This window comes from Sphingobium sp. Z007, from assembly GCF_900013425.1.
Taxonomy (GTDB): domain Bacteria; phylum Pseudomonadota; class Alphaproteobacteria; order Sphingomonadales; family Sphingomonadaceae; genus Sphingobium.
In genome coordinates, this window is the sequence record NZ_FBXK01000001.1 from 824,983 (window position 1) to 848,111 (window position 23,129).

22 protein-coding genes are annotated in these 23,129 nt (G+C 61.7%); 16 read left to right on the forward strand and 6 right to left on the reverse strand.

Translation table 11 applies throughout. From position 1 onward, the window contains the following. Positions 1 to 28 precede the first annotated feature (28 nt). Complete coding sequence (locus CEQ44_RS03765) at positions 29 to 2,068, forward strand: ParB/RepB/Spo0J family partition protein (protein ID WP_088189792.1); 2,040 nt, start codon at positions 29 to 31, stop codon at positions 2,066 to 2,068. A gap of 108 nt (positions 2,069 to 2,176) precedes the next feature. Further along, positions 2,177 to 2,434 (forward strand): type II toxin-antitoxin system Phd/YefM family antitoxin, encoded by a 258-nt coding sequence (locus CEQ44_RS03770; protein WP_088189793.1) that lies wholly within the window; start codon positions 2,177 to 2,179, stop codon positions 2,432 to 2,434. A gap of 169 nt (positions 2,435 to 2,603) precedes the next feature. Here the strand turns inward: CEQ44_RS03770 and CEQ44_RS03775 are convergent, their stop codons facing one another. Continuing rightward, positions 2,604 to 3,269: a UPF0149 family protein gene (locus tag CEQ44_RS03775; RefSeq protein WP_088189794.1), complete on the reverse strand. Its 666-nt coding sequence runs from the start codon at positions 3,267 to 3,269 to the stop codon at positions 2,604 to 2,606. A gap of 128 nt (positions 3,270 to 3,397) precedes the next feature. Here CEQ44_RS03775 and CEQ44_RS03780 point away from each other — a divergent pair, with 128 nt between their 5' ends. Beyond that, positions 3,398 to 7,678 (forward strand): strawberry notch-like NTP hydrolase domain-containing protein, encoded by a 4,281-nt coding sequence (locus CEQ44_RS03780; RefSeq protein ID WP_088189795.1) that lies wholly within the window; start codon positions 3,398 to 3,400, stop codon positions 7,676 to 7,678. A gap of 101 nt (positions 7,679 to 7,779) precedes the next feature. Here CEQ44_RS03780 and CEQ44_RS03785 read toward each other — a convergent pair whose 3' ends face one another. Then, entirely contained in the window at positions 7,780 to 8,667 is an 888-nt protein-coding gene (locus tag CEQ44_RS03785) for a MucR family transcriptional regulator (protein ID WP_088189796.1), read from the reverse strand. A 187-nt stretch (positions 8,668 to 8,854) separates the two neighbouring features. Between CEQ44_RS03785 and CEQ44_RS03790 the strand changes: the two genes are divergently transcribed. The 4 genes from CEQ44_RS03790 to CEQ44_RS03805 all read left to right on the forward strand — a co-directional run bounded on the left by CEQ44_RS03790 (position 8,855) and on the right by CEQ44_RS03805 (position 11,306). Next, positions 8,855 to 9,340: a hypothetical protein gene (locus tag CEQ44_RS03790; protein WP_088189797.1), complete on the forward strand. Its 486-nt coding sequence runs from the start codon at positions 8,855 to 8,857 to the stop codon at positions 9,338 to 9,340. Beyond that, positions 9,333 to 9,995, forward strand: a complete 663-nt coding sequence (locus CEQ44_RS03795) for a hypothetical protein (RefSeq protein WP_088189798.1) — start codon at positions 9,333 to 9,335, stop codon at positions 9,993 to 9,995. The genes CEQ44_RS03790 and CEQ44_RS03795 overlap by 8 nt, the downstream gene beginning before the upstream one ends. A gap of 44 nt (positions 9,996 to 10,039) precedes the next feature. Beyond that, a complete protein-coding gene (locus CEQ44_RS03800; RefSeq protein WP_088189799.1) occupies positions 10,040 to 10,738 on the forward strand; it encodes a hypothetical protein in 699 nt (232 codons plus the stop codon). A 226-nt stretch (positions 10,739 to 10,964) separates the two neighbouring features. Further along, the gene (locus CEQ44_RS03805) at positions 10,965 to 11,306 is read left to right on the forward strand and encodes a hypothetical protein (RefSeq protein WP_088189800.1); all 342 of its coding nucleotides are present in this window, start codon (positions 10,965 to 10,967) and stop codon (positions 11,304 to 11,306) included. 51 nt (positions 11,307 to 11,357) lie between these two features. Here the strand turns inward: CEQ44_RS03805 and CEQ44_RS03810 are convergent, their stop codons facing one another. Continuing rightward, entirely contained in the window at positions 11,358 to 11,909 is a 552-nt protein-coding gene (locus CEQ44_RS03810; protein ID WP_176401104.1) for a type II toxin-antitoxin system VapC family toxin, read from the reverse strand. Next, positions 11,899 to 12,171 (reverse strand): hypothetical protein, encoded by a 273-nt coding sequence (locus tag CEQ44_RS03815; protein WP_088189802.1) that lies wholly within the window; start codon positions 12,169 to 12,171, stop codon positions 11,899 to 11,901. The genes CEQ44_RS03810 and CEQ44_RS03815 overlap by 11 nt, the downstream gene beginning before the upstream one ends. Before the next feature lie 183 nt (positions 12,172 to 12,354). Between CEQ44_RS03815 and CEQ44_RS03820 the strand changes: the two genes are divergently transcribed. The 3 genes from CEQ44_RS03820 to CEQ44_RS03830 all read left to right on the forward strand — a co-directional run bounded on the left by CEQ44_RS03820 (position 12,355) and on the right by CEQ44_RS03830 (position 14,934). Next, the gene (locus CEQ44_RS03820) at positions 12,355 to 13,551 is read left to right on the forward strand and encodes a DUF932 domain-containing protein (RefSeq protein ID WP_088189803.1); all 1,197 of its coding nucleotides are present in this window, start codon (positions 12,355 to 12,357) and stop codon (positions 13,549 to 13,551) included. A 93-nt stretch (positions 13,552 to 13,644) separates the two neighbouring features. Continuing rightward, positions 13,645 to 13,857, forward strand: coding sequence for a hypothetical protein (locus CEQ44_RS03825; RefSeq protein WP_088189804.1), 213 nt, complete (start codon positions 13,645 to 13,647; stop codon positions 13,855 to 13,857). A gap of 120 nt (positions 13,858 to 13,977) precedes the next feature. After that, the gene (locus CEQ44_RS03830; RefSeq protein WP_088189805.1) at positions 13,978 to 14,934 is read left to right on the forward strand and encodes a hypothetical protein; all 957 of its coding nucleotides are present in this window, start codon (positions 13,978 to 13,980) and stop codon (positions 14,932 to 14,934) included. Positions 14,935 to 14,972: 38 nt separating this feature from the next. Here CEQ44_RS03830 and CEQ44_RS03835 read toward each other — a convergent pair whose 3' ends face one another. Together CEQ44_RS03835 and CEQ44_RS24240 are read right to left on the reverse strand one after the other, a co-directional pair. Next, positions 14,973 to 16,370, reverse strand: coding sequence for a DUF6880 family protein (locus tag CEQ44_RS03835; RefSeq protein ID WP_088189806.1), 1,398 nt, complete (start codon positions 16,368 to 16,370; stop codon positions 14,973 to 14,975). Continuing rightward, positions 16,370 to 16,546: a hypothetical protein gene (locus tag CEQ44_RS24240; protein WP_176401103.1), complete on the reverse strand. Its 177-nt coding sequence runs from the start codon at positions 16,544 to 16,546 to the stop codon at positions 16,370 to 16,372. The genes CEQ44_RS03835 and CEQ44_RS24240 overlap by 1 nt, the downstream gene beginning before the upstream one ends. A gap of 241 nt (positions 16,547 to 16,787) precedes the next feature. Between CEQ44_RS24240 and CEQ44_RS03840 the strand changes: the two genes are divergently transcribed. From CEQ44_RS03840 to CEQ44_RS25270, 6 genes are all read left to right on the forward strand, one after another. Further along, complete coding sequence (locus tag CEQ44_RS03840) at positions 16,788 to 18,356, forward strand: ATP-binding protein (protein ID WP_254914327.1); 1,569 nt, start codon at positions 16,788 to 16,790, stop codon at positions 18,354 to 18,356. A gap of 65 nt (positions 18,357 to 18,421) precedes the next feature. After that, positions 18,422 to 18,964, forward strand: coding sequence for a hypothetical protein (locus CEQ44_RS03845; RefSeq protein WP_254913876.1), 543 nt, complete (start codon positions 18,422 to 18,424; stop codon positions 18,962 to 18,964). A 115-nt stretch (positions 18,965 to 19,079) separates the two neighbouring features. Continuing rightward, complete coding sequence (locus CEQ44_RS03850; protein ID WP_088189809.1) at positions 19,080 to 20,282, forward strand: ATP-binding protein; 1,203 nt, start codon at positions 19,080 to 19,082, stop codon at positions 20,280 to 20,282. A 12-nt stretch (positions 20,283 to 20,294) separates the two neighbouring features. After that, positions 20,295 to 21,593 carry a hypothetical protein gene (locus tag CEQ44_RS03855; protein WP_088189810.1) on the forward strand — a complete coding sequence of 433 codons (1,299 nt, stop codon included), beginning with the start codon at positions 20,295 to 20,297 and terminating at the stop codon, positions 21,591 to 21,593. 12 nt (positions 21,594 to 21,605) lie between these two features. Continuing rightward, the gene (locus CEQ44_RS03860; RefSeq protein WP_088189811.1) at positions 21,606 to 21,824 is read left to right on the forward strand and encodes a hypothetical protein; all 219 of its coding nucleotides are present in this window, start codon (positions 21,606 to 21,608) and stop codon (positions 21,822 to 21,824) included. Between the two features lie 589 nt (positions 21,825 to 22,413). Next, the gene (locus CEQ44_RS25270) at positions 22,414 to 22,746 is read left to right on the forward strand and encodes a hypothetical protein (RefSeq protein ID WP_306341412.1); all 333 of its coding nucleotides are present in this window, start codon (positions 22,414 to 22,416) and stop codon (positions 22,744 to 22,746) included. The last annotated feature ends 383 nt before the right edge of the window (positions 22,747 to 23,129 follow it).

The following is a 23,129-nucleotide window of genomic DNA, read 5'->3' on the forward strand; positions in this document are numbered from 1 at the left end:
GGGCCGCAGCTTTTGCGGAGTTTGTTGCATGACCAAGCCATCCATCCTCGTCCCGGCAACCCATCTCACCAAGTCGCCCGTCAATGTGCGCAAGCGGACCGATCCGCGCGCTGACGCTGAACTCGAAGCCAGCATCGCCGGACATGGGCTCATCCAGAATCTCGTCGGCGTGCCGGTCTCCCGTAAGAAAGGTCATTATCGCATCACGGCCGGTGGCCGCCGCCTCGATGCGATTCATCGCCTGATTGAGAAGGGAACGCTGCCTGCCGATTATGATGTCCCCGTCCTTGTTCTTGCCAAAGCGAAGGACGGCCGCGAAATCAGCCTTGCTGAAAATTATGACCGACTGCAGATGTCGCCTGCCGAAGATTGTCTGGCATTTCGCGATCTGATCGAGGTCGAGGGCCGCAGCACGGCGGAGATCGCCAAGCGCTTCGGCATCGAGGAACGCTTTGTCGTCGGGCGCTTGCGTCTCGCGAACCTCGCCCAGCCGATCTTCGATGCGCTCGAGGCTGACGAAATCACGCTCGATGTGGCCAAGGCCTATGCGACGACCGCGGACACCGCCCGTCAAACGGCGATATGGGAATCGCTGAGAGGCAGCTATTCCCGCGACAATGTGAATGAAATCCGGCGGGCGCTCAATGGCTACAGCTATCGCGCAACCGACCCCAAGGCCCTGCTGGTCGGGCGGGATTCCTACATCGCGGCAGGTGGCCGTGTCGAGGACGCCGACCTGTTCTCCACTGCAGCCGACGAGCGCTGGATCGACACTCATATTCTCGATGATCTGGCGGAGACGAAACTTGCCGCGCAGGCCGAGGCACTGCGTGAGCGCGAAGGCCTGGGGGAAGTGCGCATCGTCACCGGCGCGCGAATCCCCTATATGGAAACCTATGCGCTGCAACCGCTGACCGGCGTCGCCGAACCGCTCACGCAGGATCAGGAAGCGCGTAAACGGGAGATTGAGGAGGAGATTGCCGAGATCGAACTGCTTGCCGAAAACGAGGGCTATGAGCCGGAAGAGGATGAGGAACAGCGCTATGCTGCCCTCCACGCGGAACTCACGGCGATCACTGAGCGCGACGTTGTGATCGATCCTGAGCAGAAAGCGACCGCTCTTGGCTATGTGGTGCTCGGCCAAGACGGCACGCCGCAAATCCATCATCAACTCTATATCGCGCCGGTGTCTGACGAGGAGAGCGGCGAGGCCGATGATGACGGCGACGAGGGCGACGATAATACCAGCGTTGAAACGCAGGAGAACGATACCGCCAATGACGCTCGCCCGGTGATGAGCCAGCGCCTTCGTGAAATGCTGGCGATGATGAAGACAGAACTTCTTGCGGTCCACGTCGCCAGTGATCCCGCATTCGCGTTAGATCTGGGTACCTTCATCATGGTTGATCGTGAATCCCGCCTGGCGTCCTTCGACATGCCGAGCGATCTGCGGGCCTCGGTGCCTTCCCGTCTCTTGCCCGACTTCAAGCCGGAAACGGCGGCGGCGGGTGAATGGACGAAGCTCGACGAGGCGCTCGATCGGAGCTGGCTCCACCACCAGGCCGTTCCAGATCGTTATGATGCCTTCTGTGCGCTGCCCGACGATGCACGTGCGGCCTGGCTCGGATGGGCGATCGCGCGCACGCTTAATGCCGTTCCTGCCGGACGACGCGAGGCAGGCTTTCTCGATCATCTGGGGCGCAAGCTCGGGATCGATGTCGCGGCCTGGTGGCGGCCGACGGCGCTCACCTACTTCGACAAGCTGACCAAGCCTGGCATCCTCGCCTTGTTCGAGGAGATTGGCGGACTGGAACTTCGCATGCGTTATTCCGGGTCGAAGAAGCACGATCTGGCCGCGTCGGCCGAGCGGCTATTTGGTGGCGATGTCATCATCGAGCCGGAAATCCAGGAACGGGCGCTCGTCTGGCTACCCGATGAAATGCGGTTCGCTGCCCCTGATAGCGGCGAAGAGCCGACCTCGCCCGACAATAGAGAGCACGACCTGGCGGACATGGTGAACAAGGAAGGTGGCAACGAAGGCGACCAAAGCTTCGCGCAAGCCGCCTGAACATGGCCGGGGGCACGGCTTAGTCCCCGCCCCCGGTTTCGGCCTTGGATGGAACTGTGCAATGGTCTAAAATGAGCCGCTGCTCTTAATCGCCAGGGATAATGGCCTATGCATATTTCCATATCTGATGCGGCAGGCCAACTCATCGACCTTGTTCGGCGCTCGGAAGCTGGGGAAGAAATCATCCTGACCCGTGAGGGGCACGCTGCTGTCCGTCTTGTTCCGGTCAATATGCCTACTGATAGGGCCAGCCGCCGCGTTTTGCTGGAAGAGAAGCGCTTGGCGGCCACACCCAAGACGACAACTGGCCCCAATGCGGCAAATAGCCAGGACTTTCTTTATGGCGATGAGGGCATGCCCGGATGATTGCGGTCGGCACGTGAAAGAGCGAACGTGTCTGCTGCTTTTGTCGGAGACGATTTCAGCCGGGGCGAATGTCGATCGCCGTTTAACTTCATCGGGTTGACGGGTTTGGAAGCGCGCACAGGAAGACCCAGCTGACGGTCATGCCGCGCCCGCAGTTGTCCGCGATCATTTAGTTCAAACCGCAGCACTTCTTGTACTTGACGCCCGACCCGCAGGGACATGGATCGTTACGCCCCGTCTTTTCGCGCTTGATGGTGACCGGTCGGTAGGGGTCATTTTCAATCCGCCACTGGTGCAGCATCTCGACCCAAATCGGGATCAGGTCAGGTGCTTCCCGATCCCATCGGTCTTCCGCAGTGAGAGTCAGCTTTTTCGTCCCATCGGCAAACGAGCGAAGTTCGCGAATACCCTCGATCGCGGCGCGGCAACCGGGATCATCGTCATTGAGGACACGCTGCCAGCCCGAAGGGGCAAGATCCATCGCCTGTCCAAAGCCCTCGATCCACATCTCCCACAATGTCTCGTCCGACCGTGTGTCGATCTCCAGCACGGGTTCGAAGCTGCCCGGCTGACCCAGGCAGGCCAGGATGACATGATAATGGTGCATGATGAGGTCTGTGAAATGCTGGAAACCGCCCATTTCACTAAACTGCAGCATGCCCGTGCCGTCATCACCAGCCCAGATCTTCTTCAGCCATTGGCTGGGTGCAAGCAGATCGGGGCTGACGAGGATGCCGGTGAGGAAGCCGTCCAGCTGCGACAGCAGCATGCAATCCTCGCCCTGGTCAAGCAGCAGCCGGTCGAGTTCGCCGAGATAGTCGAGTGGAAGAGCCATGCTCTTCCATAGCCTCGAGCCGATCCCCCGTCACCGGTTCTGATCTATCCTTCCTGCACGTCAGGGGCCGGAATGAAGGAGAGCGGGAAGGGGAGAGCCGGATTGTCCTATTCTCGCATGAGGTGCCCATGACCTTGCCCCAACTCGCTTTGTCGCAAACCCACGACGCGCCCGAACGCCTGTTCGAGGTTGCGCAGTCCCTTGCCCACCGCCTGCGCAATGGCGGCATCGTCAATCGCCAGTCCCTCAAGCGCATGATGACCCAGGCGTTCGGCGAAGATGATGCCGGCGGTCCATGGTCGATGCGCGATGCATATGATGCGCTAGAAACCGCGCAGGTCCTGCACCTCGCCGATCCGCAATGCGCGCTTCTGGCAGGAACACCTGCCGACATCTTCCAACGACTGCGGCAATTTGAGCGCGGATTGCCAACGCAGACCTACCGCTCTGAAAAGCAGGTCGAGCTCCAGCAGTTCAGCACGCCCCTCAGCCTCGCCTGGCTCGCAGCCATGGCGGCACGCTGTCGCTCGGACGATATCCTGCTCGAGCCCTCGGCCGGCACCGGCCTGCTGGCAGTCCATGGCGCACGCGCAGGCGCGCGGCTGCTGCTCAATGAGCATGATCCCGCCCGCGCCGACCTGCTGTCCCGAAGCTTGGGCGAGATCGTGACACGCCATGATGCCGAACATATTCAGGATATGCTGACCACCGAGCAGATTCCCACGCTGGTGCTGATCAATCCTCCCTTCAGTCGGAGCGTTGGCCGCGGGATCGATCGCCATGCCGGCGCGCGCCACCTGCGCGGCGCGCTTGCATCTCTCGCACAAGGCGGGCGATGCGTCGCCATCATGCCGACAAGCTTCTCGCCAGAAGGTTCGGCCGCGCTTGGCTACAATGTAGTCGTGGAGCTTGTGCCGCCCCGCATCGAAATCGCCATATCGGGTAGCCCCTATGCCAAACATGGAACGGGGATCGATGTGCGTCTGCTGATCTTCGACAAGGGATGGATCGGCGTGCCGGAGCGTCACGTCGCCCGCGACATCGAGGCAGCACTGGACCTTGTCCTCGCCATCCCTGATCGGCTGGATCCCCTGCAGCCTCCACCTCTCCTTCCTCCGCCAGCCGTTGGTCTTTTGCCTTCCCGACCAGCCACTAATGTCGCGCGAGGAAGCCTCTTTGGGCATATGAGCGGGCAAAGGCTTGCGCCGCCGTCGCGCGTTGCAGCGGTGGCAAAGGACGCGCGGCCAATCACATATGTGGTTCGGGAGGCGCCGCTTGCTCCCGGCGAGACCGTGGGCATCTATTCTGCCTGGCGGCCCGCACGGATCTCCATCGATGCTGCCTCCAGGCATCCCGATGTTCTTGTCGAATCCATTGCCATGGCCTCGGTGTCCCTGCCGGTGCCGCGCTATCAACCCCTGCTCCAGGACCGCGCGGCCAAGGCGCTGTCAGAGGCGCAGCTTGAAACCGTCATTTATGCCGGGGAAGCGCATACGCGCGATCTTGTCGGCCGCTTTTCATCTAACCTCGCCGGCGATCGCCTGATCGAGGACAGGGAAGGCAAAGCCTATCGGACCGGCTTTTTCATCGCTGACGGTACTGGTGTGGGCAAGGGTCGCGAGGCGGCGGGCATCATCCTTGATCAATGGAACCGGGCAAATCGCCGCGCGATCTGGATTTCCATGGCCGACCTCATCGAGGACGCCCGCCGCGACTGGACGGCGCTGGGCGGGCTTGCCATCGATATTCAGCCGATTTCAAACTTTCCCCTGGGTACGTCGATCACGATGGAAAGCGGCATTATCTTCCTCACTTACGCCGCCTTGCGCTCCGCGCGCCACGATACAGCCTCCCGCCTGCAACAACTACTGGACTGGACGGGCGAGGATTTCGTCGGCGTGATCGTCTTCGACGAGTCTCACGCGATGGCGCACGCAGGCGGGACCGAGACGGATTTTGGCAAAGCGCAAGGCTCGGAACAGGGGCTTGCCGGCGTTCGATTGCAAAATGCGCTTCCGCGCGCTCGCATTCTCTATATGTCCGCGACCGGCGCGGCCAGGCCGGACAATCTCTCCTATGCTGTTCGCCTGGGGCTCTGGGGACCGGGCACTGCCTTTGCCACACGCGACATGTTCATGAAGGCGATGGAAGAGGGTGGTATTGCAGCCCTTGAGGTTGTCTGCCGCGATCTCAAGGCAATGGGCCTCTACACGGCCCGGGCGTTGAGCTTTGCGGGCGTCGAATATGAGCCGTTGGAACATGCGCTGACGCCAGATCAGATTTCGATCTACGATGCTTATGCCGATAGCTGGAGTATTATTCATCGCGGATTGCGCGATGTGCTGGCCGAGATCGGCATAGTCGACAGGATATCCGGCAAGACCCAGAACGCCCGGGCGCGGGGATCAGCCCTCAGCGCCTTTGAATCCGCGAAATTGCGCTTCTTTTCCAGTCTTCTGGTCAGCATGAAAATGCCCTCGCTCATCAAGGCGATAGAGCAGGAACTGGCGTCGGACAACGCCGTGCTGGTACAACTCGCCAGCACGGGCGAGGCTATCATGGATCGGCGTCTCTCCGAACTCTCCGCCCAGGAACGGGCGACGATGGACGTTGAGGTTTCGCCAAAGGAAACCCTGATCGACTATTTGAAGAATGGCTTTCCTGTGCGCCAGATGCGGGTCTTTCGTGCCGACGATGGCGCGATGCGCGCCGAACCAATGACCGATGCGCAAGGCAATCCGGTGCTTTGTCGGCAGGCGATAGCCGCACGTGACGAACTGATCGAGGAACTATGTGCGCTGCCCGCGATCCCGACCGCGCTCGATGCACTTATCGCGCATTTCGGGACCGACCGCGTCGCCGAGATCACGGGGCGCTCGCGGCGCATCGTGACCGACACCATCGGGCGACAAAAGGTCGAGAGGCGCAGCGCTCGGGCCAATCTGTTCGAGGTTCAGGCGTTTCAGGATGGCCGCAAGCCCATCGCCGCCTTTTCCCTGGCCGGAAGTACCGGACGATCCATGCATTCTGATCGGAACTGTGCCAGCGCGCACAGGCGCCGCGCGCATTTTCTGCTGGAACTTGGGTTCCGCATCCTCTCGGCGGTACAGGGCTTTGGTCGTAGCCATCGGACGAACCAGCTGACGCCGCCCGTCTATCGCCCGCTCACCACCGATTGCCGGGGGGAGCGGCGCTTCCTCAGCACCATCATCCGCGGTCTGGAAGCGTTGGGCGCATTGACCAGGGGGCAACGCCAGACCGGATCGCAAAACCTGTTCGATCCTTCCGACAATCTGGAATCCGACTATGCCCGCGATGCGCTCGTTCAATGGTTCCATCTCCTCTATGAGGGCAAACTCCGCAGCGTCTCGCTCGCTGATTTCCAGGAGATGACGGGCCTTGAGCTTTGCGACGAAGGCGGGGAACTTTTGGAACGTCTGCCGCCCATTCATCGCTGGCTCAACCGCATATTGCCACTGCGGATCGCAACGCAGAATAGCATATTCGAGGAGTTTCTGGGGTTGGTCGAGGACCGCGTCGAAGCGGCGCGCGCTGCCGGCACGCTTGACCTGGGCATTGAAACCATCCGCGCCGAGAAAGTGGTTCTGCTTTCCGACAGTCTGCTGCGCACCGATCCTGTAATCGGCGCCGAGACACGGCTTTTGCGTCTGGAACTGCACCGGCGGCCACCGATTACCAACTGGGCTGCGTTGCAGCTTATTTGCAAGAACACGGACAATACTGCCTGGCTCCGCAATGCCCGGTCCGGCCGGGTCGCACTGTGCATGCCGACATGGCCGGGACAGGACGATGATGGCAAATGGATCGAACGCTGCTATCTCATTCGTCCCAGCGGTCAGCTCCGCATGGATAGAGCGGCCCTAAAAGCCAGCCATTGGAGCGAGATCGAACCCGATGTTTTCCAGGTCTTTTGGGAGCAGGAAGCGGCCGAAGCGACGAAAAATCTCATGGTCGAAACGATCACGATGGCCACCGGGCTGCTGCTGCCCGTATGGCATAAATTGCCGGAAGATGACGTGCGCGTCTGGCGGATCGACGATGGCGCTGGCGGTTCAATCCTGGGTCGCATCATCCATCCAGCGGCCGTGGAACGGATTCAAAGGGAGTTCGGCCTCGATGGCGCGACAGCTCTTGGTCCCGACGAAATCATCGATGGTGCGCGTTCGGTGGGCGGAGTATCGATCCCAGGTCTTGGTCCGGCCAGACTTGCCCGGGTTCATGTCAACGACAGTGCGCGCCTCGAAATACGAGACTATCGACCCGAGGATCGGACCTGGTTGAAGGCTTGCGGAGCATTCAGTGAGGTCGTCGCCTTCAAGACCAGGATTTTCCTGCCTCCTGACCGTGCGGGCGACATCCTTGCCAGGATTATGGCGGAGCGGAGCTAGTCTTCGCCGCGGTGCGCCCCATCGCGCGACCGATGACGCTCGCAAGGTCAGCGTTCAGACGAGATATGGGTTTGGATAAACCCATATCTCGTCGGTGACCATTATTCCGTAGATGTCGGTGCTGGAACAGGCGCTTTCTTCTGCTTTACACCGGATACCTGCCGCCCTGCGCCTTTCGGCTTCGTGGATGCTGGAGCTTTTGGCGTTGCAGTCTTTCCAACTGTCCTTTTCCCGGTGGCTGGCTTGGCAGGTTTGGCCTTTGCGGGCTCTGATACTGCGGGTTCCACCGGTTCCTTCAGGGCTGTTGCCGGGGCCTTTGCAGTTCTTACGCCCAGCTTCTTCCTGGCAGGCTTTATTGTCGCGGCCTCCGCTTTTGCGGGCACAGTCGCAGGTTCAGGCTTTGGCTCGGACGCCACGATTTCGGCCTGTTCGCTGGGTTTGGCAGCGGCCGCCTTACCACGGCCGCGCTTTGGCTTTGCTTCCGTCGGAATTGGCGGCGCGGCTTCGACAACCGGTGTCGCTTCGACAACTGGCGCCGCCTCTACTACGGGTGATGCTTCCACCACCGGAGCAGCATCCTGCGCTTTCGCGCCAACCCGCCGTCCAAGGCCGAGTTTTTGCGCGACGGTGCGCCGCTGTTCCGAATAGGCAGGCGCGACCATGGGATAATCCTTGGGAAGCTTATAGCGCTCGCGATATTCCGCGGGTGTCAGTCCATTGACCGCCAGATGCCGTTTGAGGGTCTTGTACGGCTTTCCATCGAGCATGCTGATGATGTGCTCGCGTGAACCAAGGCTCTTGCGGATCGATACAGCAGGAACATGCTCGGGTGCCGCTGGCACTTCCGCGTCAGCCTTCCGTTCAAGCGCGCCGCGGGTCGCTTCGATGATGCCAGCGATGTCGCCGGCTGGAACCTGATTGTTGGAGAAATAGGCGCTCAATAACTGCACCGTCATTGCGGTGAAATCAGGCTGCTCGGTATCGGCCACGAAAGGACTCCTGGTTGAGGAACGAATGGAGGATGCCGGTTATCGCCGGACTGGAACTGCGCTGTAGCTATGCGGGAATCTGCAGCTCATGCAAGACGGGAATGAGTGACGGTCATACGGTCCGGTAAAGGGGAGGGGGGGAGGATGGAGAGACCGACTGGAGTCCAGTAACTACGAAAGGCATATCATGGCCGACCGTGTATCCGCGCATATCATGATAGGCGGTGTGATTCCACGCTCGCAATATCCCGTTCTCGTTCAGGCGATCGGCAACGACAATGTGGCTGTCGACTGGGACGGAACGCCCTTCGATCCCGCCTATCTTCCTGGAAATTATCCTCTCACCTTGATGGATCACGAAGTGGCCAATGGATGCTTCGAGAGAATCGAAGAAAGATGTCGACGTCTTGGCTTTCATTATGTCCGATGGTCGGGCGGATATACGGGAAGCTTCCCCTCTGTCCGCGTCATTTACAGGGGCCATGGCGAACCGCGACACTATCTGACGACTGAAGATGACCAGCAGCTCTTCTCGATCGAACGCATTAGGGAACTGGGAAGCATCGTGGCAATCGAAAATGACTACCAGCTTGCACGCCAGAACCCGCCGCCGCTGGTGCTCATCGATGAAGAACCGATCGATGAAGCAATGATGGAGCCGGTCCATGGCTGACCATTATGTTCAAGCTTCCTTCGCCTTCACCTGCATGGCACGTGAAGCTGCGTTGATCGAGGAGGCGTGGCAGCACGCGTCCGATCTATTGGGTGATTTTGCCCCGGGGGAACCGAGCGCTGAATTCCTCGCCGCCTTCATGCCGACCGATCTCGCCAATCCGTTCAACGGCCTGCTCGAAATCTTCGATGATCCCGACTTCCCGCATTTCGGGGCTGAGATCGAGATTGCGGGTGCAGCCGAGTGCATCGTCGCCATTTATGGCACGACCGACTTCCAGCCTGGTCCGATTGCTGAACTCATTCGGCGCTGTTGCCAGGAGAGCTTGCAGACCGCGCCTGTCGGGTTCGACTGGAGCTATGGCTGTTCGCGCCCACGTCGTGACGCTTTTGGCGGAGGATGGTGCGCGATATTTGCCGATCATGTCGAATTTGCCAGCACCCAGGAGGAACTGGCGCGCCGGTTGGTCCGATCTGCAGTGGCGCCACCGGTGGAACCGCCTGATCCATGGATCGACTATCCACAATATCCCTCGGCCGATTGGCAGGCCGAGGTCGCCAACGGCGACACGCGTCTTGGCTATCTCGGCTGGGCTCTTGCCCGAAATGAAGCAGACCACAGCTTGCCTCCCTCAATGGAATCGCCGTTGGCCTGACGCACTCGCCCCTCCAAATCTGATCGAGCCATAAGGATGACATCATGACCGACGCTAACGCGCCGGGCGCGTCCGCGCGCCTGTATAGCCAGACCGACCATGACGAACGCGGCAATTTCCATTATGAAGGTGATCTCTATCGCGCCGGCGAAGCGCTGCCATCGCTCGCCTCCCGGATCGAACGCCATCTCGCCCGGCATTTTACTGGCACCAGCTTTGCGATCCGCACCGAGACATTTGCTGGCGGACGCAAGGTCATCGCGGAAATCCTCGATACACCTGACGACCTCACCGTCCGTGAAGCGCAGGACGCCTTTATTGGCGAGGTGCGCGATCAAATGGAACGGTTCGGGTTCACGCGGACCAATCCCTTGCAGGATTTTTGGTCATGCAGTTTCTACTGCGAGGTCCGCATCGGCCAGGCTTATTGGGCGGCATTGGCAAAACGTCAGGGTATCCGCAACCCCGTCGACCCAGTCATATCGTTGGCGGCGTTCAAGAAGCGCATCAAAGCGGGTGACCGGTTGAAGCTGATCGACGCGCCCGCCGGTCATCGTCTTCTCGGAACGACCCGCGAAATCACGAAAGTGCGCTCCGGCGACCTTATCCTCGAAGGTCGTTCCTACCTTTCGTTTCCCCGGGCATCTGCCTTTGCCTGCGATGGTCGCCTTGTCCGGATCGCCATCGGTTCGCAATATGGTCCCGACGATCACCTTCTCTACGAATGGCAAAAGGATTCATGAGCACACCGGCCCATATTCTGGGTGGATGGGATGCCCGGCTGGCCGTTCGTCGATGTCACGAGCCTCTGGCCGCGGCGGCGCCACATGCTACCAAGAAGGCAGGTCCGCCATCACCACCGCGAGATGCCGTTCCGCCATCGCGCGAAGCAAGGGCATCGCAGCGATCCATGCCGCGACAGCTGAGCCTCTTCTGACCTTCTCACGCCTCACATCATAGGAGATTGGCATGTCCCGACATGTCCATATCGACGCCCTGGGCCGGATACCGACTGGCACAACAATCATTACCCTGGCCATCTGCGGACCGCGCGGCGGCATGCGTGCGATCGAGGATATTTCGATCGATGAAGCCGAGAAAATGGTGACGCAGCTTCAGGCTGCGGTCGCTCACGTTCGAGCCGGGGCCGCCATCGCTCCAGTCGATCGCTTCATGCAGGACGTCATCGACCGGCTCGCCGATCCGGGACTCGCGCTCGATCCTTCTTTTCGTTCATGGTGCGCCGGCAATCATGGCCTGCTCAGTCCACGCCAGGCGGCTGAACGCTGGTGCTGCTGGCATGTTGCCTGACCGATCCTGGCGGTCGCGAGCATGGTCGGGTTCCCGCGCCTATGTGACGGGTCAATACAGGATGACGCCCGTCCCAGGAATGATCTGATCGAAAAAATCGAAATCGCGCCGGTTGCCTGTCAGCAGGTCACAGCCGGTCGCCGCAGCCTGTAGAAACAGCAGGGCATCGTTGAGAAGGGCGATTGAATGCGGTTGGCCGCAAAGCCGTGTGACCATGCCTGCCAGCATACCGGCCTCTCCGAACATGCGGGAGGAGGGGGCGCTCAGACGATGCTCCGGGATATCGTCGATTGTCCGTCCCAGCGTCTTGAGGACCGACGCGGTGCGTTTGTCGGCCGGATCGAGCGCGCCCATCAGGTGGGTCATCTCGGCAAGCGCCACGCAGGAATGATTGACGATCCTGTTTTCCAGCAAACAGTCTACTTCAACCGGTGTCTTGCCCTGGAGCACATCAATATAGACACACGTGTCGAGCAGAAGCTCGCGGCCTATGACAGCTGCCTTGTGAACGAGCGGCAATGCCTCTTCGGGTCGTCGCGCCAGCCTGGCAGCAGATCGCTGCGGCCTGATCCTGCGCAACGAGGCCTTGCGATCAAATCCCAAGCGCAATGTCCGCAGGGATCGCACCCTTCCGCCTCACAAGCCTGGTTCCGAAATCATCTTCGAGCGCCACTTTGGCGAGCGCATATTCGACAAGATCGGTGGTCGAGGCGATGCCGCTGCGCATCTTGGCGCGATCGATGAGTTCGCGTGGCACGCGGGCGCCGACCGCGCTGTTCGTGCCCGACAGCAAACCCGCCGCCTTGGCAGCGGCCACGACCGCTTCATGTCGCTGAGACAGATGATCCTCGTGCTTCGTCGCCATCACGACCTCCTTTCGTTGAACATATACGCCAATTTGTAAAACATACAAGCCGCCGTCGTACCTGCTGCCGCCGATCGGGGTCTCGTGAACCCATATCGCGATGCGCGAAAGGGAAGGGAGGGGCGGGAATGTGACAGGGGCCGTGAAGCACCTGTCGCTTTGCATCTCAAGGAGACGATTTCCATGGCGACCCTTGCCCCCATGAACGAAAACCCCTGCGTTACGGCGCCCTATCGGATCGATGTCTCGCGCGGACGCATGAGCAGCCGCGTATCGTCCGAGTGGTTCTCCCGTCCCGACGATGAGAAATATCTCTCGCTGACCAATCTTTATGATGCCGTGCGCGGCCGCGCGGACCGTGCGACCACGCGTATCGTTGAAAGCCGGTCGATCCGGGTCGAGGCGAAAAGCGACAATCCAGAGCGGCTGATGCTGGTGGCGCCGGGCGATGATCGACCGCTTGCACCCACTAACTGGTCCTTTGGCCAGGTAGCAAGTCTCGTCGGTGCCCCGGCCTCTTATCTGCGGCAGCTGCCTGCCGCGCTTGCCGGCATCAACCTGCAGCATGGGTTGATCAACCACCGGGGCGAGCAGGTCAAACTGCTCCAGACCGAGAATGGTCGCACCGAATTGCGGGCGGCGACTGGGTCGGAATATGGCAGGATCTTCGACTGGGAACTGGTCCAGGCGGTGATGGCCTTTGCCGGCGATGGCGTCGGCGACACGCGCTGGAAGGTGCCCGGAACCATCGATTGGGGCAGCATGACCTACAACCCTTATGTCGATATCACCAGGGAGACGACCACGCTCTACGCATCGGACCGGGACATTTTCCTGTTCCTCGTGGATGACACGCACCCTATCGAAGCCGGCAAGCTCCCTAATGGCGATCCCGACCTTTATTTTCGAGGGTTCTACGCCTGGAACAGTGAGGTCGGCTCTAAAACACTCGGGATCGCGACCTTCTATCTGCGCGGCGTGTGCGCCAACCGGTGCCTGTGGGGTGTCGAGAATTTCGAGGAGGTCAATATCCGCCACTCGAAATTCGCCGCCGCCCGTTTCGCGCATCAGGCCGCGCCCGCGCTTGAGCATTTCGCAAACTCCTCGCCGTCGCATTTCATCTCCGGCATCAAGGCCGCTCGCGAGCGGATCGTCGCGCGCAAGGAGGAAGAGCGCGAACCCTTCCTGCGCAAACGCGGCTTTTCCAAGGCCGAGACGGCAAAGATCATCCAGACCGTGCTGGCCGAGGAAGGCCGTCCGCCGGAATCCATCTATGACTTCGTCCAGGGCATAACGGCGCTGGCGCGCGCGAAGCCGCATCAGGACAGCCGCCTCGATCTGGAAAACAAGGCCAGAAAGCTGCTCGAACAGGCGCTTTGAGGCCCGACGCCGCCGCTCTCATGCCTTCTCCACCTCCCTCCTCGCCATCCCGGTCATTCGCCGGGGTGGCCATCGTCATGAAAGGATGCCGCCATGCGCGCCCAATCGTCCCTTACCCTGCCGCAATTTATCGTCGACATCGCCTTCTTCAGCGGCGGCGAATACTATGCCACCGAGACTTACACCGTTCCTGCATCCACCTGGTTTGCTGCGGAGCAACAGGCGCTGCAGATGTCGGTAAACAGCGTCTATGACGATGCGCGCATTCCTGACCTCAGCCGAACCGCCACTGTCCGCACGGCCTGATCATGCTCTGCGATCAATCTCGATGACAGAACTTCCGAGCCGGAATCCTGGGACGGGTGTGCCGATCCAGCCGCTGTCCGAACCGTGGGCGCTGTGCCACCTCCTCCTGGAGCCATCTCCATGACCCGCTACACATTATCCCATCTCGAAACCGCTGCTTGTCTTTGGGAAGCCGTCCTAGAACTGCGCGATCGTGCTGCGACCACTCCCGATGCAAGCAGTCTAGCGCTTGCCTTGCGCACATGCTTCGATACGCTCGGTACAGCGGCGCTGCGTCTGATCGTGGCAGGCTGGGTCGATGCGGTCGAGGCTGCATGGCGCACTGTCGACGGCGAATATCCGTTGTCGTTCGATTGGGATTTCGTGCCCCGTTGGATTGCCGACACGATCGACTGGTCAGATCCGCGCCGTCCGGTCATTCGCGCAACTGCGCCCGTTCGGTACGTCAGATCGACGTCGTTTCCACCTATAGGATATGACGCACCCCGCCAAACCGCGATCGGGACCAGCCATGAGGACCATCCGGCGATAGAGGTCCACACTGCCGTGATTGAACATCGGCATGGAATGAATATCCACGTCGCAGTCGATGCGATGGCTCTCGACGTGGAAATCGCTGCTTATTGCCGTGAATATTGGAGCGAGATCGACGACGCGCGCGACCCGAACGCTCTGTCCGACACCGAAGCTATATCAAGCTATTTCGAATGTCATCCGTCGGAAAGCTGCACGAAGGATCGCATGCGTATTGCGCCCGTCGCACACCCGTATCCCCTTGCTGCCGGATCGATCGAGCAAGGCCGCTATTGTGTATTATCGACCGCCCATCTGACGGTTCATACCGCCTCATGCCTCGATAAATGGGCGTCCTGGCCGCCCAGTGATCGACCGATCGACATCGCGGCTTCGGTCTATGGCTGGTTCGTGCCGACGCGCGCCATTGATGATGACCGCCGTGCGCAATTGCCGCAGGATCTACTGCGGCTCATCGCCTTCGGCCGCGCGCACGGCTTCCAGTTCCTGCTCTTCGACTGTGACGGCAGTGACGTCGACGGACTGCCGCTCCACCATTGGTAGGGAGGTTTCCAATCTGGCCGCCCCGGCATTCTCCGCGATTATCCGAATTTCCCCGCGACCTGATTCCAGAAGCCGATCTTGCGTCCATGCACCTTGCGAAGATCGGCCAGCCAGTCATCATGCGGTACGACATCGACATCGCCTGCGATACGGTCGGCCAAATCCGTCGCGGCTGCAAAGTCCCGCGCGGCATAGGGGTAGTATTTCGAACTCGCCCGGTCGAGCACGCCAGTCACCAGTCGGCGATATAGCAAGGTGGCCCCGCCCGGATCGGCCTGAGACAAAGCCTCGGCGGCAGGACGCAGAGTGTCATAGCTCCGGGCTTCCAGCTCTTCGAACCGCTCCCTGGTCAGCTTCCCAGCGCGTTTGAGATCAGGCCAGGCGATGAGGAGCGCCAGTGCCGATGTCGCTCGATCATAGGTCATGGCCTGATCGAGAGCCTGCCTTTCCGCAGCGACATCCTCGAAATCAGGCAAAGCCCTGAGCCATTCGCGTAGCGCCTGAGCGTCGAGCCAGCGGTCGAAGATCGCCTTGCGCTGCGCCTGCACATCGTCCCTGCGGCCCAGCGCCTCAAAGGCGCGTAATTTGAGATCGGCGAGTTCGCGCTCATTATGGCAGCGCTCAACCGGAGCGTCGATCCAGTCGAGAGCTTCTGCCGCACGATCCTGCGCGATCAGGCGGGCGGCAACCTGCGCATTGAGCAGCGTATTACGCCGTTCAGGATCGACTGTCGCAATATAGGCGTCCACATCGCCGTCGAGGTCGGCGAGCTTGGGCAACAGCCAGCCGACCTTATAATCGAATTGCCGTCGCTCCGGGCCGGTCAGCCCCGCCTGCCGCTCCAGCAGCATCCGTCGCAAGGCTGCGCGGCCTGTCTGTCCCAGAGCCGGGGAGGCTGCGTCCGGCAGGTCGTCGAACACGCCATAGCCATCCCCTTCGATCAGCGTTAAAATATCCCCGGCGAGCTGCTCGACATCGGGTACATCGGCTCGGGCCCACAGCCCGCCCAGATCTTCGCCGCCTTGCCGGAACACCGTGCCCAGCGAACCGCTGCTGTCGTCTGACCTTTCGAACACCGGTTCGGCAAGGCTCAGCAGCAGCTTCATGCAATCGACCGCCTGGCTCAGCGAGGTTTGGGCCAGTGGTCCTAATATGGTTTCCCGCAACTGGTCGAGTTCGCGCGCGAGCGGACCTACCTTGTCCCATTCGACGAACCCGCGCGAACGCCGAATGGTCTTCAGCCGCTTGTCGATTTCGTGGGCCAGGGCCCCGCTATCGTCCTTCGCCGCCAGCTCCATGCGGATCGCGCGGGCGAATATGGCGTCACGCTCCGCCTGGGCCAGGACAAGCCGGGCAAGGCGCGCGGGTCCCAGCGCTTGGAGCGCATCGAGCGTCACCCTGCCCGTGCCGCGTTTACCACTGCCAGAGGTCGCCATCAGATGTCTTCACCTCCCGACCGTCCTGTCCCCTTGACCAGCGCAAGCAGCATGGCGTGCAGCGCCTCTTCCGCGCGCTCACGCCGCGCCGGGTCGGCGGCGGAAATGTCCCGCCGCATCCAGTCCGGCAGGCGGCGCAGAAAGTCGGTGAGTTGCGAATCCAGATCCTGAGGCATTCCTTGTCCTTCGCAGTCCGGGACCGCTGCCGCAATATCGGATGCACAGTGCCATCCGCGGGCGGCATGGCCCTCGAAGACAAACGGAGGGAAGGAAGAGGGGAGGGGTGATGGGTTCCAGTCCGGAACCAGGGAGACCGTCATGCCCCTTCCCGCAACGATCCATAGCGCCGTCAGCCCGGACGCGATCCGCCGCGCTTCACGCCTTTTTTCAGGCGATAGCCGGGACTGCCTTCATGAGATGTTCCAGAATGCCAGACGCGCCGGCGCCACCTGCATCGCGGTCGATCTGACCGAACAGGAAGGCCGATCCCTTCTGCACATCCGGGATGATGGCTGCGGCATCGACGATCCAGCCGCCCTGCTGATGTTGGGACATTCAGGCTGGGGCGATGACATTGCCCGCAGCGAAGACCCGGCCGGCATGGGCATGTTCAGCCTGGCCGGCCGCGCGGTCGACATCCAGTCCTTCTCCCCCTCTGCGGGCGCGGCCTGGAAAGTCGAGATTCCGGCAGACGCATGGGACAGCGGCGCACCGCTGGCCCTTGGGCAGGGAATGATCGATCAGGGCACGCTGATCTCGATCGAAATGCCGGACGAATGGATACATGGCCTGCACGCCGCCGTTGCCGATGCCGCCCGCCATTTTCCCATACCGATTATGTTGAACGGCGCGATGCTGCTCCGAGAAGACTTTCTCAAGGACGCCATGTTTGTCGAAAACGCCTGCGGCTGCCGTATCGGTGTCTATGACCGGGATCCTGATTGGCCAAGAGACCAACGCATCAATTTTCACGGGCACCGCGTCAAATGCGCCTTGCCGACGGTTCGGGAAGAAAAAGACAATGGCAGTCTCTGGACGGTCCGGATCGATATTATGGATGCGCCGGAAATTCATATGGTTCTGCCGGCGCGCAAGGAGGTTATCGACAACGCGGCATTGAAGGCCCTTCGCGACGCTGCCGAGCAGATCCTGTACAAGGCCATCGCGACCCGACCGGACCATCGGCTGCCCTTTACTGCCTGGCAGCGGGCGTGCGAGCTGAGCGTCACGCTGCCGCAGGCGCGCTCAGGGCTGGCGATCTGGCGGCCGCAGACCGCCGACGACTGTCATGGGCGCAGCAGCCGCATGATCGCTCCTGAAGGCGCAATGCTGATCGTGCCGGCGCTGGAGTCCGATATCGCGCAGGCGCTTGCGCTGGCGCGGGGCAAACCGCCCATTGAGGATGTGCAACTCGTCGAGGCGGAAGACGCGCTGCAAGGCTACGCCTGGTATGATGATCTCCCGGTCATCCGGGATATTTCACTGCGCATCGACCGGGAAGGCTCCGTGCATCGCTATGACGACGACATGTGTCTCCCCGCCGATTTCGCTTGTGGCCTGGTCGACCGGATCGTCATCGAGCTGACGGTTTGTGAAACCGGTCGCACGGACGCGCCACGCAGCGTCCATTCCATCGAAATCCCGGCGCTCGTCTGCCGCAATGGCGGTTGGGATATTGCGGAGGCCATAATCCTGGCCACGCGCGATGATGGTATCACCCCGGACAGACTGAGCCGCATGATCTATGCGACGTTCTTCTGTGGGGCTGATGATGGCGACTGCGACAGCTGGGACACCCAGTCGCGATCCTTCGAACGCGAGGCGCGGCAGCACGCTACGCATATCCTCCTTGGGGAGGACGCTGCCACCCTCGAAGCCATCAACATGAGCGCATGGGATAATCTGAGCTGGCTGATCCCGCTCGATCGCAAGATCGTTATTCACGCCGAGCGCGGTGCCATCACGGTCGATTTCTTGCCGAATTGAAAGGGCGCCCGAGTTTGCTCGCCGCGCCTGTCGCCCCTGTCCCAACCCAATCAAGGAGACCGGCCATGCGCCGCTTCCCCGTCTGCGCCTGTTCGACAGCGCATCTTCCCCGCGCCGAGAATGACGCCATCGACCGGCTGATCCAGTACGCGCCGCGAAGGAGCGGCCGGATCATCGTCGATCATCCGATCTTGTCGATCGAGGCCCACCAATATGGCTTCTGGGTCCATCTTGGCTTCATCGATGACTGGCCAGAGCGTCCCGATGGGCTTTCGCCCCAATTCTGGGCTTTGCTGTCGGACGCCCGCAAGGCAGGCGCGAATTGGCTGAGCTTCGACCGTGATGAACCGCCTTCCGATCGGTTCCCGGTCTTCGCGGCCGGGCAGGGGGAGGCAACGGGCGACGCCGGGAAATCGGTCAATGCCGCAAACCCCGCTGCCAGGATCACGATCCGCTGTTCTGCATGTGGCAGCGCCGAGGTGATGCGCGATGCCTGGGCGCGCTGGGACGATGATGCCCAGGACTGGGCGCTTGGCGCTGTCTTCGACGCAGCTTTTTGCGAGGCCTGTGAAAAGGACGCCACGCTGTCCGAACAGTCGATCGAGTGATCGCAGCACAAGCATCCCTGATCGCCAGGCCGCCAGCCATTTATCGCCTCAAGCCCATTCCCTCGACCAGCATCTCCGGCCGCTCTGCGCGACGCCGGGTGAAGAAGGACATCAGATGACCATCGCCAACCATGATTTCACCCGTGACACGAAAGTCCCGCTCGGCCGCTCTTCGACGGGTCCGCTCGAACTGGATCTCGGCAAGCTGATGTCGGGGCGCTGTCTGATTCAGGGATCTTCGGGCGCGGGCAAAAGCCAGACGCTGCGCCGGATCATCGAAGAAGCCTTCGACTATCTCACGACCATCATCATAGACCCGGAAGGCGAGTTCGCCAACCTTGCTACCCATATCGGCGCAACGACGGTCATCGCACGCGAATATGCCAATGATGGTCTCACAGCGCTCGCGCTGCGAACGCGGCAGCATCGTATCGCCCTCCATCTCGACCTTACCGATCTGGAGCCCGATCATCGCATCGAGAAAGCGGCGGCCTTCTTTGCGGGCCTGCTTTCGACGCCGCGCGAACATTGGGCTCACACCGTGCTGGTATGTATCGACGAGGCGCATCTGCTCGCGCCACATATGGCAGCCTCGGCCCGCGACGCGGAGACCCGCCGTCTGGGCGTCGCCACCTTGACGGATATGTGCGCGCGGGGTCGCAAGCGCGGCATTGGCACGATAATCGCGACCCAGCGTCTCGCCAAGCTCGCAAGTTCGGTGGTTTCCGAACTGCACAATCATCTGATCGGCCTCAATGTCTTTGATCGCGACGTGGCACGTGCTGCCGATCTTCTCGGGTTCGGCAGCGATCAGGCGGCGCTGTTGCGCCAGCTTCCGCCCGGCGAATTCTTCGCCTTTGGCCCCGCGCTCGCGGCAACGCCGGTGCTGGCGAAGATCGATACCACGATCACTCCCCATATCGGGCGAACGCCAGATCTCGTCGCTGCCGCCGATCTTGATGCCGATGAGAGCCGAACCCTGCTTGATCTTGACGCCCTGCGCGAGGTCATGCCGACAAAGGGCGATCGGGTGACCATGCGAGGCCAACGTGCGCTCGACGCCTTCCTCCTCGATCCCGCCGCCCCCGCCGCAGCCCGCATTGTCGGCGCGCTGGGCAGCATAGCGCCCAACGCCACCACGGCGGACGATCTGGTGCGGCACCTTGCCCTGCCTGCGAACGATATCGATGCCGGGCTCGACCTGCTCGCCGCGATCGGTGCGTCCGACACCATGCCGCGCGGCGATACGCGGATCGCGCGGCTGTCTGCCCGGTTGCGCCTGCGTGTCGTCGATACGCCCGTTATCGGCCTGGTCTGAACGGAGAGTGCCATGAAAGAGACAAGCTTCGATCTCGACGCTGAAATCGTCGAACTCATCCCGTTCGTCCCTGACCAGCAAACGGGTACAACCGCGCCACTTGCCGAACTGGCTTTCCGTGCCGACGCATGGCTCCCCGATGAAACGCTGCGTTTGCGCGCCGCCTTCGCCGATGACTGCACGCTAGAGGAGATTGCCACAATGCTGGGCCGATCGCGTGCCAGCATCGCCACGCGTATCTATGATCTTGGCCTGCGCCGAAACTCGCGGCGATCCTGGATCGCGTGGGAGGATGAGGAACTGGCGCGCTGCTATATGCACGAACCAACCGCGACACTGGCTGCCCGCCTAGGCCGCGCTGTGAGCGCCCTCTATGCCCGTGCGCAACTGCTCGGACTCTCAGAACCGGGATCGCCGCCCTATAGCGGTTGGGAAGATGCACAGCTTCGCGCCGGGTACGCCAAGGGTGTTCCCGTCGCCCAGATTGCCAGCCTCATCGGCCGTCCCTTCGCTGGCGTCATCTCCCGCGCTTCGGCGCTGGGTCTGCGCCATGCCTGCCAGCCGGACGACTGGAGCGACGCGGAAATGGCTCGCGCACTCGCACTCGCGGCCACCGGCGCGCGCTATGTCGCCATCGCGCAGGCGCTTGCCGCCGAAGGTTTTCCGACCCGGAACAGTCGCAGCCTTGGCCAACGCCTTCGCAAACTGGGTTACGGCAGAGGGTGGGGCAGGCCGTGGATCATCGAGGAAGACGAGCTGCTGCGCCACGCCTACGCTACCGGGGCGAGCCTTACGCCCCTGCGGGAGCGGCTTGGCCGCAGCCCGCATTCCATCCGCTGGCGTGCAGAGGCGCTTGGCTTGCGCGGCACGCATGTCCGCCGCGACGGGTTTCGGCAGGGACCTGTCTGGACGGCCGGGGAAGAAGCTCGGTTGCGAGCGGATTATGGCAAGGTACCGACACGGGACATTGCCAAAGACCTTGGTCGCGGCGTGCGCGCTGTCCTTTATCATGCCAACCGCCTGGGGCTGGTGCATGGCTTCATGCGCGCATTCAGCGCGCATGAGGACCGGGCGATCCGCAATGCCTGGACCCATGGCGTCTCGATGGTCGATGTCGCCCAGGCGCTTGGCCGCGATCCCGCCGTCATCGGTAAGCATGCCGCGCGTATCGGTTGCCGGTTCAACGATCCGGCCAGGCCGTCCCGAGGCCCCAGGACCCGGCGGGCAAATCGCACACCCGTCACGCTCCAAAGTCTTCTTGCACTTAACGCCGCTGCGGCGGTCGATGTCGACCGGTCAATCGCTGCCTGAATCTATTCCTGCATGGAGGCCATGATGCCCTCGTCCGATCTGCCCGCCCGGTTGTCACTTTGCCGGCACCGCTTATGCTCATTCGATCACGCCTATAAAATCGCCCTCAACCTCCGGCGGGACACGGGTATCCCGCATTATGTCATTCGCGGGATCGTGCCCCTTCAGGCCTATCGGGTAACGACAAGGCCGCCGGTGTGGCCGGACCGCTGGCTGGCGATGGCCGCATGAGCGCGGGCAAGCGTGCGCCCGTCGTCGCGGCATGGGGGGCAGGCACCAACTCGACCGCGATGATCATCGAACTTGTCCGTCGGGGCGAAATCCCTGACATGACCTTGTTGGCGGCAATGCCCGAGCAGCCTCACACCCGCCGGCTTATCCCTGCCTTCCGTCAGTGGATGGACGATCATGGCGTTCCCAACGAGATCGTCGAATATCAGGCCCGGTTCTTCAAGCATTGGCCGCCCTATACCTCGCTGCTCGATGCCTGTTTGACGAATGGCACATTGCCCTCGATCGCATTTGGGCAGCATAGTTGTTCGGCACGGCATAAAATTTCGCCACAGGACAAATGGGTCAAGGCCTGGCCTCCGGCACAGCATGCCTGGGCCAATGGCCAGAAAGTTGTCCGGCTGATCGGTTACGACTGCTCGGCCCGGGACAATCAGCGTTACGCCCACCGCGTAGGACATAGCTCGGACCTCTATGAATACCGGTACCCGCTTCGGGATTGGGGCTTCACGCGTGAAGATTGCGAGCGTGTGATAGCCCAGCAGGGTTGCCGGCCTTTCATAAAAGCTCGTGCTTCTTTTGTACCGCCATGCAGGTGTCGGAGGTGCGCGCGCTGCCGCGCGAGGAATTGCGCCTTATCGTGCTGCTCGAATCCCGCGCGGCGCCCCGCCTGCGTACGATAGAGGGACTATGGCGCAAATCGACCCGAAAGCGGCCGGGATCGATGACGGCCTTCATCCGCGCCGAGGGCTTGCTCGATGGCACCGAGATCGACGAGATCATGGCGAATGCTCCGCTCGATCTTGTCGAGTTCCAGCGTGCAGCGGCAGCTGTCCCGATCGAGCAACGTTCCCACATCAACACATGGATCGAACGCTTCAATGCCGGGCGGGCCTGCGCTTCACGGCCTGGCAAGGACTGAGGTGGCCACGCCCGGATAAGGTGACGTCCTGGAATTTCCCTGCATGTCGCATACCCGCCATCACCAGGCCTGCCGCCACTACGGAGTTTGCCCGGCAAGACCATGTGGTTGGGCCGCAGGGCGTGATCCATGCTTGATAGGCACATAGGAGCCATGTGCTTGCTGTCGGTCCCGCAAGCGTCGCCAATCTGATCTATGTCCTGGCGTTTTCCCCAGCGGTCCGCGGCCATCAACCGCGCGATACTGGAAATGTACCGGTCGGTGCCGGTCATTACAACTCTGCCGGTTCGGCCTTTAGGAATCGCCCGGCCTCGCCTTGCGCACCACTACCGCTACTCCCCCGACCGTAGCGCCCGCGCGGCTACCGCCGCGCCTCCAACCTC